Annotated in this window: 10 protein-coding genes and 1 tRNA gene; 8 read left to right on the top strand and 3 right to left on the bottom strand. The window is 47.2% G+C overall.

Annotation, left to right across the window (positions count from 1 at the left end; all coding sequences use genetic code 11):
• The first annotated feature begins 5 nt into the window (after window positions 1–5).
• The 6 genes from BT105_RS13080 (at window position 6) to BT105_RS13055 (ending at window position 11,109) form a co-directional block, all read left to right on the top strand.
• Window positions 6–1,055, top strand: coding sequence for a TraB/GumN family protein (locus BT105_RS13080; RefSeq protein WP_072301147.1), 1,050 nt, complete (start codon window positions 6–8; stop codon window positions 1,053–1,055).
• 303 nt (window positions 1,056–1,358) lie between these two features.
• Window positions 1,359–5,273: a DNA-directed RNA polymerase subunit beta gene (rpoB, locus tag BT105_RS13075; RefSeq protein ID WP_072301146.1), complete on the top strand. Its 3,915-nt coding sequence runs from the start codon at window positions 1,359–1,361 to the stop codon at window positions 5,271–5,273.
• Window positions 5,274–5,395: 122 nt separating this feature from the next.
• Window positions 5,396–9,118 (top strand): DNA-directed RNA polymerase subunit beta', encoded by a 3,723-nt coding sequence (gene rpoC / locus BT105_RS13070; protein ID WP_072301145.1) that lies wholly within the window; start codon window positions 5,396–5,398, stop codon window positions 9,116–9,118.
• Window positions 9,119–9,275: 157 nt separating this feature from the next.
• Window positions 9,276–9,740, top strand: a complete 465-nt coding sequence (locus BT105_RS13065; RefSeq protein WP_028514720.1) for a GNAT family N-acetyltransferase — start codon at window positions 9,276–9,278, stop codon at window positions 9,738–9,740.
• 59 nt (window positions 9,741–9,799) lie between these two features.
• The gene (locus BT105_RS13060; protein WP_072301144.1) at window positions 9,800–10,933 is read left to right on the top strand and encodes a glycoside hydrolase family 10-like protein; all 1,134 of its coding nucleotides are present in this window, start codon (window positions 9,800–9,802) and stop codon (window positions 10,931–10,933) included.
• 100 nt (window positions 10,934–11,033) lie between these two features.
• Window positions 11,034–11,109: transfer RNA gene (locus tag BT105_RS13055), tRNA-Ala, on the top strand.
• A gap of 191 nt (window positions 11,110–11,300) precedes the next feature.
• Here the strand turns inward: BT105_RS13055 and BT105_RS13050 are convergent.
• Window positions 11,301–12,023, bottom strand: a complete 723-nt coding sequence (locus BT105_RS13050) for a site-specific integrase (RefSeq protein ID WP_072301143.1) — start codon at window positions 12,021–12,023, stop codon at window positions 11,301–11,303.
• Window positions 12,024–12,109: 86 nt separating this feature from the next.
• Here BT105_RS13050 and BT105_RS15430 point away from each other — a divergent pair, with 86 nt between their 5' ends.
• On the top strand, window positions 12,110–12,286 hold the full coding sequence (locus tag BT105_RS15430) for a PD-(D/E)XK nuclease family protein (protein ID WP_143186607.1): 177 nt from the start codon (window positions 12,110–12,112) through the stop codon (window positions 12,284–12,286).
• Window positions 12,287–12,576: 290 nt separating this feature from the next.
• Here BT105_RS15430 and BT105_RS13040 read toward each other — a convergent pair whose 3' ends face one another.
• Complete coding sequence (locus BT105_RS13040; RefSeq protein ID WP_072301142.1) at window positions 12,577–13,641, bottom strand: hypothetical protein; 1,065 nt, start codon at window positions 13,639–13,641, stop codon at window positions 12,577–12,579.
• A 13-nt stretch (window positions 13,642–13,654) separates the two neighbouring features.
• Window positions 13,655–14,221 carry an RNA polymerase sigma factor gene (locus BT105_RS13035; protein WP_072301141.1) on the bottom strand — a complete coding sequence of 189 codons (567 nt, stop codon included), beginning with the start codon at window positions 14,219–14,221 and terminating at the stop codon, window positions 13,655–13,657.
• A gap of 488 nt (window positions 14,222–14,709) precedes the next feature.
• Between BT105_RS13035 and BT105_RS13030 the strand changes: the two genes are divergently transcribed.
• On the top strand, window positions 14,710–15,084 hold the full coding sequence (locus BT105_RS13030; protein ID WP_347497065.1) for an IS66 family transposase: 375 nt from the start codon (window positions 14,710–14,712) through the stop codon (window positions 15,082–15,084).
• Window positions 15,085–15,237: the final 153 nt, after the last annotated feature.

The following is a 15,237-nucleotide window of genomic DNA, read 5'->3' as shown; positions in this document are numbered from 1 at the left end:
ATTTTATGAGGAAAAAGGGTTTCTTTGCCGCTCTTATGGCGGTACTGTTTGCTTTTAGCGCTGCTTCCTGTGATAATGAGCTCCATGTAGATGTAAAATCAAAGACGAGCGAACAGGAAACAACTGCGTCAGAAGGGGAAAAGGGAACTCAGTCGGCTGAGACAAATACAATAGCCAACGATATCAACTCATATATCACAGTCAAAGAATCAAAGCCTGCATTGTGGAAGGTCACAGACACCAACACTGGTACCGAGCTTTATATGTTCGGTATGGTGTACTTTATGACCGATAATACCCTGCCGCTGCCCGATTACGTTATGGACGCCTATAAAAAGAGCGATACCATAGCTGTTGAGTACGATATGAGCAATATGGCTCAGGATATGGAAAAAATGCAGGAATTCTACAGTCATATGGTCTATACCGACGGAACGGCCATAACGGACCATATTTCCGAGGAGACCTACAAGAAAGCTAAGGATTATCTGTCCAAGAATTTCTTCTACAATAATATGATGGACGGCTATTCCGCAGGCTTCTGGGCTTCACAGGTAAATGCCGTGGCTGTGGGAAATGTAAAGAATCTTATCATGGAGACTCTCGATTCGAGATTTGTCTCTATGGCAAAAATGGAAAACAAAAAGATAGTGAGCCTTGGTGATGCGGATTCACAGCTCAAGGCTATGGACGCAAGCACTGACGAGCTGTCTGATTTCATGATAAGCGATACTATCAGACGCGCCGAAAATGTCAGCGGCTTTACCAAGAATCTTGCGGATCAGTACGACTACTGGGCAAAGGGCGACGTCGATCCCCTTGCCGAGGAGCTCTACTGGCTCGACCGCTCGTCAGACCTTGACGACGACTACGAGGCTTATCTGGACGCTACTCTGTACCAGAAAAACCGCGATTTTTCCGCAAGGATAAAGGAAATGCTCGCAAACGGCGAGAGTCCGTTCGTTATCGTGAACGTTACCTGCTTCTCGGGAGAAAAGGGCATAGATGATATGCTCACCGCCGAGGGCTACAAGGTAGAGAGAGTAGACAAATAGTCTGCTCATTGACAGATATTACTAAATCAAACAAAAAAAGCGCCGAATGGTTTTTAAATTCGGCGCTTTTTTATAAATCTTCACGGAGCCCCTTGACATGGGACAAAAACTGTATTATAATGTTATAATGTATCAATATGGAATAGTATCGCTATTTTGCAAGATATTATAGCATACATTGCACTGACTTGTCAATAGTTTTCTGCAAAAATTTTTCATGATACGATAGCAACAAACAAGAACTGCTCTGCTTACACTGTGTGCGGCGGCAGAGCGGCAAAAAAATACAAGGAGGTTCCGCCTATGGTGAATGTTACACCTAAGCAGCTGGGAAAGAATGTCAGAATGAGCTTCGGTAAGATTACCGAGCCTCTGGAGATGCCGAACCTTATCGAGGTGCAGAAGAACTCGTATAAGTGGTTCAAGGAAGAAGGTCTTCGCGAGGTGTTCCGCGAAATGACTGCTATCACCGACTACAACGGCAATCTCGTCCTCAACTTCAAGGACTACCGCTTTGACGATACTCCCAAGTATTCTCTCGCAGAATGTAAATCAAGAGGAGCTACCTATCAGGTCGCAATGAGAGCGACTGCAACCCTTGCCAATAAGGAAACAGGCGCAGTCAGCGAAAGCGAGATCTATATGGGTGACTTCCCGCTTATGACAGACAGCGGTACCTTCGTCATCAACGGTGCAGAGCGTGTTATCGTATCACAGCTCGTCCGTTCCCCGGGTGTTTACTACTCCTTCACCAAGGATAAGACGGGTAAAGACCTGTTCAGCTCACAGATAATCCCTAACCGCGGTGCGTGGCTTGAGTATGAGCAGGATTCAAACGACGTTGTTTACGTCCGTATAGATAAGAACAGAAAGATACCTCTCACTACCTTCATCAGAGCTCTCGGCGAAGAGGGTACAGATGAGGAGATATTCGAGACATACGGCGATGATGAGCGCCTCAGACAGACTATCCTCCAGAAGGATCAGACCAAGAACCGCTCAGATGCCCTCATAGATGTATACAAGAAGCTCCGTCCGGGCGAGCCTCCTACGGTTGAAAGCGCAGTAAGCCACCTCAACAACCTCTTCTTCGAGGCTAAGAGATACGACCTCTGCCGTTTCGGACGCTATAAGTACAACAAGAAGCTGGGCATTGCTTCACGTCTTTCGGGCAGAACTCTTGCCGAGCCTATCATCAACGAGATGACAGGCGAGATACTTGCTGACGCAGGCGAGACTCTTACCTACGACAAGGCTTGCGAGATAGAGCAGGCCGGTGTTTACAGCGCATTCGTAAACGTCGAGGCTAAGGAGTACTACACTGACGAGCGCGGCGAGACAAATATCCGCATGGTCGAGAAGACAGTCAAGGTAATCGGCAACGGCATGGTAGATATCAAGGGTTACGTTGATTTCGACGCTGAGAAGTACGGCATCAACGAGAAGGTTTCCTTCAATGTCCTCAAGGATATCATCGACAACGCCGCTGACGCTGACGAGCTTGAAGAGACTATCAAGAAGAAGGCTGACGAGCTCTCTCCCAAGTACATCACACTTGACGATATCAGAGCTTCTATCAGCTACTTCCTCAACCTTTGCGAGGGCGTTGGTACTGTTGACGATATCGACCACCTCGGCAACAGACGTATCCGCTCTGTTGGTGAGCTCCTCCAGAACCAGTTCCGTATCGGTTATACACGTATGGAGCGCGGTATCCGTGAGAGAATGAACCTCCAGACTCAGGACGTGAACACACTCACTCCTCAGACTCTTATCAACATAAGACCTATTTCTTCGGCTATGAAGGAGTTCTTCTGCTCCTCACCACTGTCACAGTTCATGGATCAGAACAACCCTCTTGCCGAGCTTACTCATAAGAGACGTCTTTCGGCTCTCGGTCCCGGAGGTCTTTCAAGAGACCGTGCAGGATTCGAGGTTCGAGACGTTCACTACAGCCACTACGGAAGAATGTGTCCTATCGAGACTCCTGAAGGACCTAACATCGGACTTATCTCCTATCTGGCTACATTCGCAAGGATCAACGAGTACGGCTTCATCGAGGCTCCTTACAGAAAGGTCGACAAGACTACAGGCGTAGTTACCGACGAGGTAGTTTACATGACTGCCGATATGGAGGATAACTTCGTCGTTGCTCAGGCAAACGAGCCTCTCACAGAGGACAACAAGCTGGCAAGGCCCCGTGTAAATGCACGTTTCCGTGAGCAGATACTCGAGTGCGAGCGCGAAAAGGTAGACTACATGGACGTTTCGCCTAAGATGGTCGTTTCTGTAGCTACCTCAATGATCCCGTTCCTCGAAAACGATGACGCGAACCGTGCTCTCATGGGCTCTAACATGCAGAGACAGGCTGTTCCGCTTCTCAAGACAGAGCGTCCTTTCGTTGGTACAGGTATGGAGTACAAGGCTGCCGTTGACTCGGGAGTATGCGTAGTTTCCGACTACGACGGAAAGGTAACATACGTTGACGCCGACAGGATCACTATGGTGGACACAGACGGCGTTGAGCACAAGTACGAGCTCATCAAGTTCAAGCGTTCCAACCAGGGTACCTGCGTAAACCAGAGACCTATCGTCACAGCAGGCGAGGAGGTCAAGAAGGGACAGGTGCTTGCAGACGGTCCTGCTACCGCTGACGGTGAGATCTCCCTCGGTAAGAATGCCCTCATCGGCTTCATGACTTGGGAAGGTTACAACTACGAGGACGCTGTTCTCCTTAACGAGAGACTTGTAAGAGAAGATGTATTCACATCTGTTCATATCGAAGAATATGAGATCGAGTGCCGTGATACAAAGCTCGGTCCCGAGGAAATAACAAGAGATATCCCGAACGTGGGTGACGACGCACTGGCTAACCTTGACGAAAACGGTATCATCCGTATCGGTTCCGAGGTAAATTCAGGCGATATCCTCGTTGGTAAGGTAACACCTAAGGGTGAGACAGAGCTTACCGCCGAGGAAAGACTTCTCCGTGCTATCTTCGGTGAGAAGGCAAGAGAAGTCCGTGATAACTCCCTTAAGGTACCTCACGGTGAGTCGGGTGTTATCGTTGATGTAAAGGTATTCACAAGAGACAACTGCGACGAGCTCTCAGCAGGCGTAAATATGCGCGTTATCTGCTACATCGCTCAGAAGCGTAAGATCACTGTCGGCGATAAGATGGCCGGCAGACACGGTAACAAGGGTGTCGTTTCACGTATTCTCCCTGAGGAGGATATGCCATTCCTTCCAGACGGTACACCTCTCGACATCGTACTCAATCCTCTCGGCGTTCCTTCACGAATGAACATCGGACAGGTACTTGAAGTACATCTCGGTATGGCTTGTAAGGCTCTGGGCTGGCACATCATGACTCCTGTATTCGACGGCGCTCACGAGGGCGATATCCGTGAATGCTTCAATATGGCTAACGAGCACGCCAAGGAGCACAAGGACGATATGTTCGAGCTCAAGGCTATGGATAAGGTCATCAACCCCAATGCTCTGGAATTCACAGAGGATTGTAAGTTTACACTTTACGACGGACGTACAGGTGAAAAGTTCGATAACCGCGTAACGGTGGGCTATATGTACTACCTCAAGCTCCACCACCTCGTTGACGATAAGATACACGCTCGTTCAGTAGGTCCTTACGCACTTGTTACACAGCAGCCTCTGGGCGGTAAGGCTCAGTTTGGCGGACAGCGTTTCGGAGAAATGGAAGTTTGGGCTCTTGAAGCTTACGGTGCAGCATACACACTTCAGGAGATCCTTACAGTCAAGTCAGACGATACTATCGGACGTGTCAACACATATGAGGCTATCGTCAAGGGACAGAACGTTCCTACACCTGGTATCCCTGAGTCCTTCAAGGTTCTTATCAAGGAAATGCAGTCACTGTGTCTCGACGTTAAGGTACTTGACGAAAATCAGGAAGAGATCGACCTCACTCAGAACTTCGACGACGACGATCCGATGCCTTCACGTTCTTACGACGATGAGGACACAGTCGACAACTCAGACTTCAATGAAGACGATCTGGGCGACGCAGGCTACGGTATCGAAGGCGAGGACGAGGACGGAGATCTTGATCTCGTTGACGGTGAGGACGACTTCAGCTTCGATGAGGATGAGGACGACCTCGGTCTCGATGAGGACGACGACGTTCTTGATCTCGGTGATGATGACGGCGACGGATTCAGCTTCGATGACGAGGACTGATAACAGGTAAACGAATAAAAACAGCGGATTAGAATAATGAATGCCCACAGTCTGATGACTGTCGGACTGCGGCGCATGATTCCGAATTCAAATTCCGAATTAACATATCAGGAGGTAGCAGTTTGGAATTTACAACTTTTGAATCGATAAAGATAGGTCTTGCGTCCCCCGAGCAGATCAGAAGCTGGTCTCACGGCGCTGTTGAAAGACCTGAAACTATAAATTACAGAACCCAGAAGCCTGAGCGCGACGGCCTTTTCTGCGAAAGAATTTTCGGACCAACAAAGGACTGGGAGTGTCACTGCGGAAAGTTCAAGAAGATACGCTTCAAGGGCAAAATATGTGACCGCTGCGGCGTTGAGGTAACAAGGGCAAGAGTAAGAAGAGAGAGAATGGGCCACATCGAGCTGGCTGCTCCCGTTTCTCACATCTGGTACTTCAAGGGCACACCTTCCAGAATCGGTCAGGTGCTTGAAGTCTCACAGAAGAGGCTTGAGGAAGTTCTCTACTTCACAAAGTATATCGTAACAGATCCGGGCAACACAGAGCTCCTTAAGAAGCAGCTCCTCTCCGAGAAGGAGTACCTCTCATATTTAGAGAAGTACGGCGACGACTTCAAGGCTGAAATGGGCGCTGAGGCTATCAGAAAGCTCCTCAACGAGTACGATCCTGCAAGATACGATACTCACAAGCAGAGACTCATCGAAATGGGCAAGGTATCTCTGGGCGGCAAGAAGATAGAGTGCTTCAACAAGCCTACAGAGTGCGAGTGCGAGGAGTGCCAGAAGTTCAGAGAGCTTGAAGACATCGACTGGAGAAACAACCTCGAGATCGTTGCAGACGACCTTAAGGCTGAGCTGGTAGGTCTCCCAAGCGGTCAGAAGAAGGTCAAGCTCCTTAAGAGACTCCAGATAATCGAGGCATTCCGTCTCTCCGGCAACAAGCCTGAGTGGATGATACTCAGCGTAGTTCCTGTAATTCCACCCGATATCCGTCCTATGATAATGCTGGACGGCGGACGCTACGCAACATCAGACCTTAACGACCTTTACAGAAGAGTTATCAACAGAAACAACCGTCTTAAGAGAATGCTCGAGCTTGACGCTCCTGACATCATCGTAAGAAACGAGAAGCGTATGCTTCAGGAAGCTGTTGACGCTCTCATAGACAACGGCAGACACGGCAGACCTGTTACAGGTCCAAGCAACCGTGCTCTCAAATCTCTTTCCGATATGCTCAAGGGTAAGCAGGGACGTTTCCGTCAGAACCTTCTCGGTAAGCGTGTTGACTACTCAGGACGTTCGGTTATCGTCGTAGGACCTGAGCTCAAAATGTATCAGTGCGGTCTTCCTAAGGAAATGGCACTGGAGCTCTTCAAGCCCTTCGTATTAAAGAGACTTGTCGACAAAAAGGCTATCGCTAACATAAAGAGCGCAAGAAAGCTCATCGACCGTGCTGACAACAAGGTCTGGGACGCACTTGAGGACGTTATCAAGGATCACCCTGTAATGCTCAACCGTGCCCCCACGCTCCACAGACTTGGTATTCAGGCATTCGAGCCTATCCTTGTTGAAGGCCGTGCTATCAAGCTCCACCCACTCGTATGCTCAGCCTTCAACGCTGACTTCGACGGTGACCAGATGGCTGTACACCTTCCTCTTTCCGCAGAGGCTCAGGCTGAGGCAAGATTCCTCATGCTTGCGGCTAACAACCTGCTTAAGCCTTCAGACGGTAAGCCTGTTGCCGTTCCTTCACAGGATATGGTACTCGGTTCATACTATCTGACAATGGATAAGCCCGGCGAACCCGGCGAGGGCAAGGTATTCCGCGACGTTAACGAGGCACTCATGGCTTACAATGAGCATGACGTATCACTCCACGCTAACATCAAGGTAAAGATAACAAAGGATATCGGCGACAAGAAGGTATCCAAGATAATCGACGCTACAGTCGGCAGACTTATCTTCAACGAGAATATCCCACAGAATCTGGGCTACGTTGACAGAACCAACTCTGACAAGCAGTTCGACCTTGAAATTGCATTCCTCGTTGGCAAGAAGCAGCTCTCAGACATCATCGAGCGCTGCATCAAGATCCACGGCACAACAACTACTTCCGAAGTTCTTGACCGTATCAAGGCTCTCGGCTATAAATACTCCACAAGAGCAGCTCTTACCGTTGCTGTCTGCGACGCAACTATCCCTCCTCAGAAGAAGGATATCCTTGCTAAGGCTGACGCAGAGGTCGAGCAGATAACAAATGAATACGAGTACGGATATATCTCCGCACAGGAAAAGACCAAGAAGATCATCGCTCTCTGGACTAATACCACTGACGATGTTACTAAGGCTCTGAAGGCAAACTTCGACAAGTACAATCCTATCTGGATGATGGCTGACTCTGGTGCCCGTGGTTCTATCTCACAGATCAGACAGCTGGCAGGTATGCGTGGACTTATCGCCAATACATCAGGTACCGTTATCGAGATCCCGATCAGAGCTAACTACCGTGAAGGACTTAACATCTTGGAGTACTTCATCGCGTCAAGAGGTGCGAGAAAGGGACTTGCTGATACCGCTCTCCGTACCGCTGACTCAGGTTACCTTACACGTCGTCTCGTTGACGTTTCTCAGGACGTTATCATCCGTGAGGAAGACTGCGGAACTACAGACGGTATCGAGGTATTCGAGATCAAGAACGGCAACGAGATAGTTGAGCCGTTCGAGGAAAGACTTGTAGGACGTTTCCTCTCTGAGGATCTCCGCGACGAGTCAGGCGAGCTTATCGTATCACGCAACAAGCTTATCACAGACGCTGACGCTAAGAAGATAGTTGACAGCGGCGTTGAGAGAATAAAGATACGTTCTGTACTTACCTGTAAGTCAAGAACAGGCGTATGCTCAAAGTGCTACGGTGCAAACCTTGCATTCAACAATATGGTATCAGTCGGCGAGGCTGTCGGCGTAATCGCTGCTCAGTCAATCGGTGAGCCTGGTACACAGCTTACAATGAGAACCTTCCATACCGGTGGTGTTGCTTCTGCCGACGCTGAAGATATCACACAGGGTCTTCCCCGTGTCGAGGAACTCTTCGAGAGCAGACGTCCTAAGGGCGCAGCTATCCTCTCAAGGATCGACGGTAAGATACACATCGAGGAAGTCAAGACTACAAGAAATATCATCGTTACCAACGATGAGACAGGCGAGTCCGAAAGCTATATGATCCCATACAACCTGAAGATAAGAGTTCAGGAGGGCGAGGTCATCGAAAAGGGCACACGTCTTACGGAAGGTAACATCTATCCTGCTGATATCCTCAATATCCTCGGTACACAGGCTGTTCAGAACTACATCATCAATGAAGTTCAGAAGGTTTACCGTTTACAGGGTGTTGATATCAACGATAAGCACATCGAAGTTATCGTTCGTCAGATGCTCCGCAAGGTCAAGGTTGAGGAGACAGGCAGCAGCTATCTGCTTCCGGGTACTCTCGTTGACAGCAAGGAGATCGACGCTATCAATGAAGAGCTTCAGGCTCGTATCGACGCAGGCGAGTATGATGTACAGCTTGTTCAGACAAGTCCTGTTCTTCAGGGTATCACAAAGGCTTCATCAAATTCAGACAGCTTCATGTCCGCTGCTTCATTCCAGGAGACTACAAAGGCTCTTACAGACGCAGCTATCAGAGGCAAGAGCGACCGACTCCTTGGTCTTAAGGAGAACGTTATCATCGGTAAGCTCATTCCTGCTGGTACAGGTATGGAGTGCTACAGAAACGTTGAAGTCGTTAAGAATGAAGGCTACGGCGAGCACAATACAACAGCTCCTATGGCTAACCAGATATAACATCAAAGCTCCCGAGGTATTCTTCGGGAGCTCTTTTGTAATTAGTAGGGGATGCCGCCCTTGGCGTCCCGTTAATTTAACAATTATTATGACGGGCTGATGTAGGCATCAGCCCCTACAAAAAATGAAGTCAACAGAATCGTACAGGAGAACACGAATGAATATCGAACTTAAAAGAATCGGCATGGAGGACTGCGAAAGGCTCTGGAAAATGCAGGTCGAAGCCTTTTCGGAGCTCCTTGAAAAATATCAGGACTACGATATAAGCCCTGCCAACGAGCCATTGAGCCGTATTGAGGAGCGGCTCCGCCAGCCTTTTACCTGCTATTACTTTATCATGGACGGTGAAAAAGCTGTTGGAGCTATCCGCATTGTGGATATGAAAGACGGTGGTCAGAAGCGTATCTCACCTATATTCATTATGGCTGAGTATCGCGGAAAAGGCTATGCTCAGGCAGCTATGAGGGCTGCCGAGGAGCTTCACGGCGCAGAGAACTGGGCTCTCGATACAATTTTGCAGGAAAAGGGCAACTGTCATCTCTACGAGAAAATGGGCTATCGCAGAACAGGCGAGGAGCAGGTCATCAACGAGAGAATGACTATTATCGGCTACGAAAAATAGCCTTTCGTCTATGGCATATCCTGTCCGCCTGCTGAATATAATTCAGTGAGGTGAGATGTATGAAAAAAATCATAGCAGCTGCCTGTGCGGCTGCTTTTTTGTTGTCGTCAGGCTGCACCGCAATGCCGATAAACAGCGGCTCGGATATAATGAGGGAGTCCGTGCCGCCTGCCGCCGAGGAGCATAGCTATACTCCATTAAACTACACGAATCAGGTGGGAATGTGGCTGCCGTATGTGAAATTTCCAGAAATAATGCAGGGAAAAAGCGAGGAGGAGTTCCGCAAAGCAGTTGCGGAGCTTTTGCAGGACGCCGCAGCTGAGAACGTTAATACTCTGTATTTCCATGCCCACCCAATGGGGGACGCCTATTATAGCTCGGAGATATTCCCTAAGGGCTCATACCTCGACGGAGACTACGACTCATTACAGATAGTTCTTGATGAAGCACACAGGCTGGGAATATCAGTTCACGGGTGGATAAATCCTCTCCGCCTGCAAACAGAGGAAGAAATGAACAGACTACCCGATGACTTCATTATAAAAAAGTGGATAAACGCAGGTGAGCCATATGTGAAAGCTGTCAACGGGCGCTGGTATCTTGTGCCTTCATATCCCGAGACTGTGGAGCTTCTTGAAGCTGCAATCGGCGAAATACTGGACAATTACGACGTTGACGGAGTCCATATCGACGATTATTTTTATCCCGCCACCGACGAGGACTTCGACCGTGAGGAGTTTGAAAAAAGCGGCGAATCAGACCTTGCCGCATGGCGTACAGATGTCGTAAGCCGCTATGTAAAGGCTATCCGCGACGCGGTGAAGTCCCACGACGAAAGGCTTCTTTTCGGCATAAGTCCACAGGGGAATATTGACGGAAACTACAGCTCCCAGTACGCAGATGTGCGGCGCTGGAGCAGCGATAAGGAATTCTGTGACTATATTGTTCCGCAGATATACTTTGGTTTTGATAACGAGTGCTGTCCGTTCCTGCCGACTCTTGCACAGTGGGAGGAGCTTGTCGGCGGCGGAGTTTCGCTGATAGCAGGGCTTGCTCCCTATAAGCTGGGCAGAGAGGATAAGTGGGCAGGAGCGGCAGGGGAGCTGGAGTGGATAAACGATCCCGACATCATCGACAAGCAGATAGCCGCCGTGAAGAGCTCCGAAGCTGATGGATATGCGCTGTATTATTGAAGCTAAAATTGCAGGAATGCGGCATTATTTGCTGATGTTCTGCAAAATATTGCGATAGATATTGACTTTACCCCGTGACTGTGATATAATAATGCTATACGGGGCATTAGCGCAGTTGGGAGCGCATCACACTGGCAGTGTGGGGGTCAGGGGTTCAAGTCCCCTATGCTCCACCAGCGAAAAAGTCTATGTTTAGCCAAAAACATAGGCTTTATTTTTAGATCATTATGCTGCAAGCGGCAGAAAACACAATATTTCCGTTAAGATTTCCGTTATGTGTATCAAGAAACGCATATTGTAACGGCAAAAGCTGAAGCAATCACATAATAAAAAAATAAGGCTCTCCGTGACGGAGAGCCTCAATTCATTAGTCTGCATTATCCTTGCGCTTTTCTAGCTTGAGTTTATCCTCAAGGGCGTTTGATGCGATCTCGTCCGCGGACTGGATAGCGTGAATATATATCTTACTTGTCGTAGCGATACTGGAGTGCCCCAGTCGACGAGATACAGTCGGGATACTTACGCCCTCAGCGATTAGAAGCGTTGCATGGGTATGTCTGAGTGAGTGCGGTGTAAAGTACGGCAGACCGTTACGCTTAACAAATTTCCTTACCCAATCACTGACACTGTATGGGTTCATAGGCGTTGAATCAACCTTGGTGAATAAACGGTCGTTCGGTACTGTTTGTGTACTGCCGTCTACAAGAATGATCTGTATTTCGTCCTGCCAGTAATCGTCAAGATCAGTTCGCATTTTTTCCCAATATTGTTGGTATTCACGAAGAAGATCCAACACTGTATCTGATAGCTTGATAGTACGGTATGATGTGTCATTTTTCGGAGACTTTGTAATTATCCCCAAATTATCTACTGCCTGACTTGTCCTTCGTATAGATATGACCTTCTTCTCAAAATCTATATCCTTCCATTCTAGCCCGAGCAGTTCACCTCTGCGGATACCACTGTATATGAGTAAATACATAATTGTTTTCAACTTGAGAGGCTCATTTTCAAGCAGCTCAAGAACGTGTCTGACTTGTTCATCGTCAAGGAAAGCAGCTTCCTTACGCTCCAGCTTTGGAGCTTTCATATGGTTCCTGTCGGCGATGTTGAAGGGGATAAGCCTGTCACGTGTCGCCTGTGCCAGTATTGTGCTGATGAGTTTAATAGAACGGCATCATTGACCTCCTTTACAAAAAGAACGGCGTATGGCGCATAGTAGACTACAAGACCAACGCCGAAGCCGAGGGGCTTGACTACAAGTATTCAGATCAGCTCAACGCTTACAAAGAAGCATTCTTTGCTATGACAGGGGAGAACGCGGATACTTTTATCTACCATATTGACATATAATGAAAAATCCCTTGCAACTGCCGTAATGGCATTAAGCTTGTTTTTGACGATATTACAATATTTTTGCACGGTAAAACCTCCAATCAGATGTGTATATCTGATTAGCTGCGCCGCACATTTTTGGCTTTTTGTCAATACCTTTTTGCAATAATTTACATTATATACATAAAAAAACTGTAAGAGTATTTGGTCTCTTACAGTTTTTTCTTAACTTAATGACATTAGACTTAAAGCCGGGGCTTCATTTTATCAGAATAAAAGCCAATTGATTTTCAACTGCAAATTACTGGTCAGTCTATCGCTTCAAATCTGCTCTCAAACTCTGAACCGTCATCATCGGCAATTGTGGAATAGGTTATCTTTAATGTAAAGTCATCATCTATCTTTCTTAAATAAACGATGGTTACTCTGTCAGGGGCGTAATCAACAGATATTCTTGTCTTTGTGTACTCCTTGCCGCCAAGCTCTACTGTCTCAGGCTCTGTCACGTTGTACTCTATCCACTCAGCTCCGTCAAATTCTCTTTTGGTTATAAAATCATCAAATGTCACATCTGTCTTGTCAGGGAAACGGCTCTTTGTGTTGATGAATGTGAAATCTACTCTTGCATTCTTTTCGTAGTCCGTTGCAGCTGCGTCCACGTTCTCACTGTCTATTATGTACTTCTCTTCCTGTGACTTGAATCTGTTTCTCATCTGTTGCTCGGTGTATCTATCCTCTCGTGACATATAATCCATGCTCTCACTTCCTCTGAACCTGAACCCTGCATAGTCCGATGTGTACACCTTGCCTTCAAGTGTTCCCTCCCGGAATTCTGCGTCCGCAGCTGTTGTGATTGCGGTTGTGACCTCTGCGTCCTGAACACCGGTGCTCTGGACATTTGTCTCCGCGGTATTTTCCTGTACTGATGTAGAGACAGTTGTAACTGCCTGTGTTGATGTTGTCCTGACAGAAGATGTGTATGTTGTTTCTGTGCTGTTCTTATCTGTTGCGACAGCCGTTGCCGCAGGAGTGACGCTGCCTCCGCCGTTAATACCACCGTTTCTGTTCAGAAGTAAAACACTTCCAAGCACAGTTCCTGTTACAAGCACCAGTGAAGCTGCTGTAATGAGGGGGGGGAGCCAGACAGGTCTCTTTACGCGGTCAACTCCGCTCACTGTAACCTCATCGCCGCTTATATTATTATCTTTCCTTGTTCTTTCTATTTCTTCCTTTTTCATTTTGTACTTCCTTTCGCTCCCCGCGAGCAGCTTTTCAAACTGCTCTCCGCTTATTTCCGGACAATTTCCTGTAAGCTCGTCCATAGAATCATCCTCTGCGTTTTCAAGCATATCAAATATATTTTTTTTATTCACAGCTGCTCCTCCTTTACCTTGTGATGCCTGCTTCGGCAAGCTTTATCCGAAGCTTGTCCATTGCTCTCGTACATCGTGAACGCACCGACGACGCCGTCATGGAGACCGTCTTTGCTATATCCGATGATCTGCGGTTATAGTAGAACTTCTGGATAAGTATGGTGGAATCCGGCTCGCCCAGCTCTTTTATGTTCCTGAGGAGTATCCTGCGGAGTTCCGAACTGTCAACGCGCTCGTCAACACTGAAATCGGAAACAAGCTCCGTCATATCCTCCTCGTCGGTGAATGCGGCATGAGCTCTCTCGGCAGAAAGTCTCCTGTACCTGTCTATAGCCGTGCGCTTGGCAACAGTGCCGATATATCCCTTTATATCGTTCACGTACTTCTCATCGTACTCGAATTTTATGAAAATATCCGCAAACACGTCGCTGAAGCACTCCTCTATGTCCTCCTGGGTGCCGCAGCTCCTGAGCTTATTGAAAATTATCGAGTAAACATATTTTCCGTATTCCTGCATGAGTGCCCTGTGGCATTCAGCAGGAGATCTGCCGAGAAGCTCTCTCAGCTCGCTTCCTGTCATGTTCATCCCTCCCTGCTGTATTATTATTGAAGATCGACCTTTCATAAATAACATTCGGAGCGAAATACGAAAGTGCTGCAAGATCCGAAAAAAATTTTTTCCTTCTTATATATTACCATATTTTTACAGGGGTATCAACAAAAAAATCCCCCGACTTATGGTTAATGTCATTAAGCTAACCAAATACGCTAAAAGAACAGGAGTATGTTTGGAATATGACCAGACGTACTCCTGCTATTGCATTCTTCAAAATTGCATGACGAAAAGACAGATACGAGATCTGCCTGAAAAAAGAATGGCATAAGCGAATAATTATGATAACCTGTAATTGAAGCCGATAGCAGAATGGAAACGAGTTTTTCTATCAGCAATACGATCAGGTCTGACAGGACACTTGTTTCTTGCTATCAGCTCTTCCAAAAGTAAAGGATTTGCGTGTGTAGATCGAAAGAATTTGATGCAGATATGTATAGCAAAAGGATCTCCGTATTGAGCATCTGACAGAGCTTGTGCTGAAACGTAATAAGATGCTGTTCGGACAGAAAAGCGAAAAGGCTAAGTTTATCAATGATGGTCAGCTCGCATTTGAAGGTATATTCAATGAAGCTGAAGCCGAATCAGATAACTCTGCTTCTGAACCTACTACCGATACTGTTGTCAAAAAACAAGGAAAAACAGGACTGCATCGAGGAAGAAAAGAGATTAGAGCTGACCTTGAAACAAAAAAGATAGTATATGAACTTCCGCAAGAACAGCAGATTCTTATCATCTCTAATCCAGTACATACCGTGTTTCATCCAATCACATTCATAAATCTTGCCATATGTCAACGGAAAGAGTGGATTATTACCTATGTATCGTAACCTCCGCTTATTCAGGTATTGGTTTTTATCGCTTTGAAAAGACGTTCGACTACCACAACCGTAACATACAAATGTCACATTGGTAGTAAAAGGAGCATCAGTATAGAAAACTATGATACATTAGTATTTTTTGCTGATATATATAATATAGGA

Origin of the sequence: Ruminococcus flavefaciens (genome assembly GCF_900119075.1) — a bacterium.
In the GTDB taxonomy this organism is placed as follows: domain Bacteria; phylum Bacillota; class Clostridia; order Oscillospirales; family Ruminococcaceae; genus Ruminococcus; species Ruminococcus flavefaciens_Q.
Note: the sequence above shows the minus strand (reverse complement) of the source record. Positions and strands in the feature narration are given on the sequence as shown.

What these genes read in the sequence shown, in the direction of transcription:
- BT105_RS13080 (WP_072301147.1), top strand. Translation starts at nt 6, where the DNA reads ATGAGGAAAAAGGGTTTCTTTGCCGCTCTTATGGCGGTACTGTTTGCT.
- rpoB (WP_072301146.1), top strand. Translation starts at nt 1,359, where the DNA reads ATGGTGAATGTTACACCTAAGCAGCTGGGAAAGAATGTCAGAATGAGC.
- BT105_RS13065 (WP_028514720.1), top strand. Translation starts at nt 9,276, where the DNA reads ATGAATATCGAACTTAAAAGAATCGGCATGGAGGACTGCGAAAGGCTC.
- BT105_RS13060 (WP_072301144.1), top strand. Translation starts at nt 9,800, where the DNA reads ATGAAAAAAATCATAGCAGCTGCCTGTGCGGCTGCTTTTTTGTTGTCG.
- BT105_RS13050 (WP_072301143.1), bottom strand. Translation starts at nt 12,023, where the DNA reads ATGAAAGCTCCAAAGCTGGAGCGTAAGGAAGCTGCTTTCCTTGACGAT.
- BT105_RS13035 (WP_072301141.1), bottom strand. Translation starts at nt 14,221, where the DNA reads ATGACAGGAAGCGAGCTGAGAGAGCTTCTCGGCAGATCTCCTGCTGAA.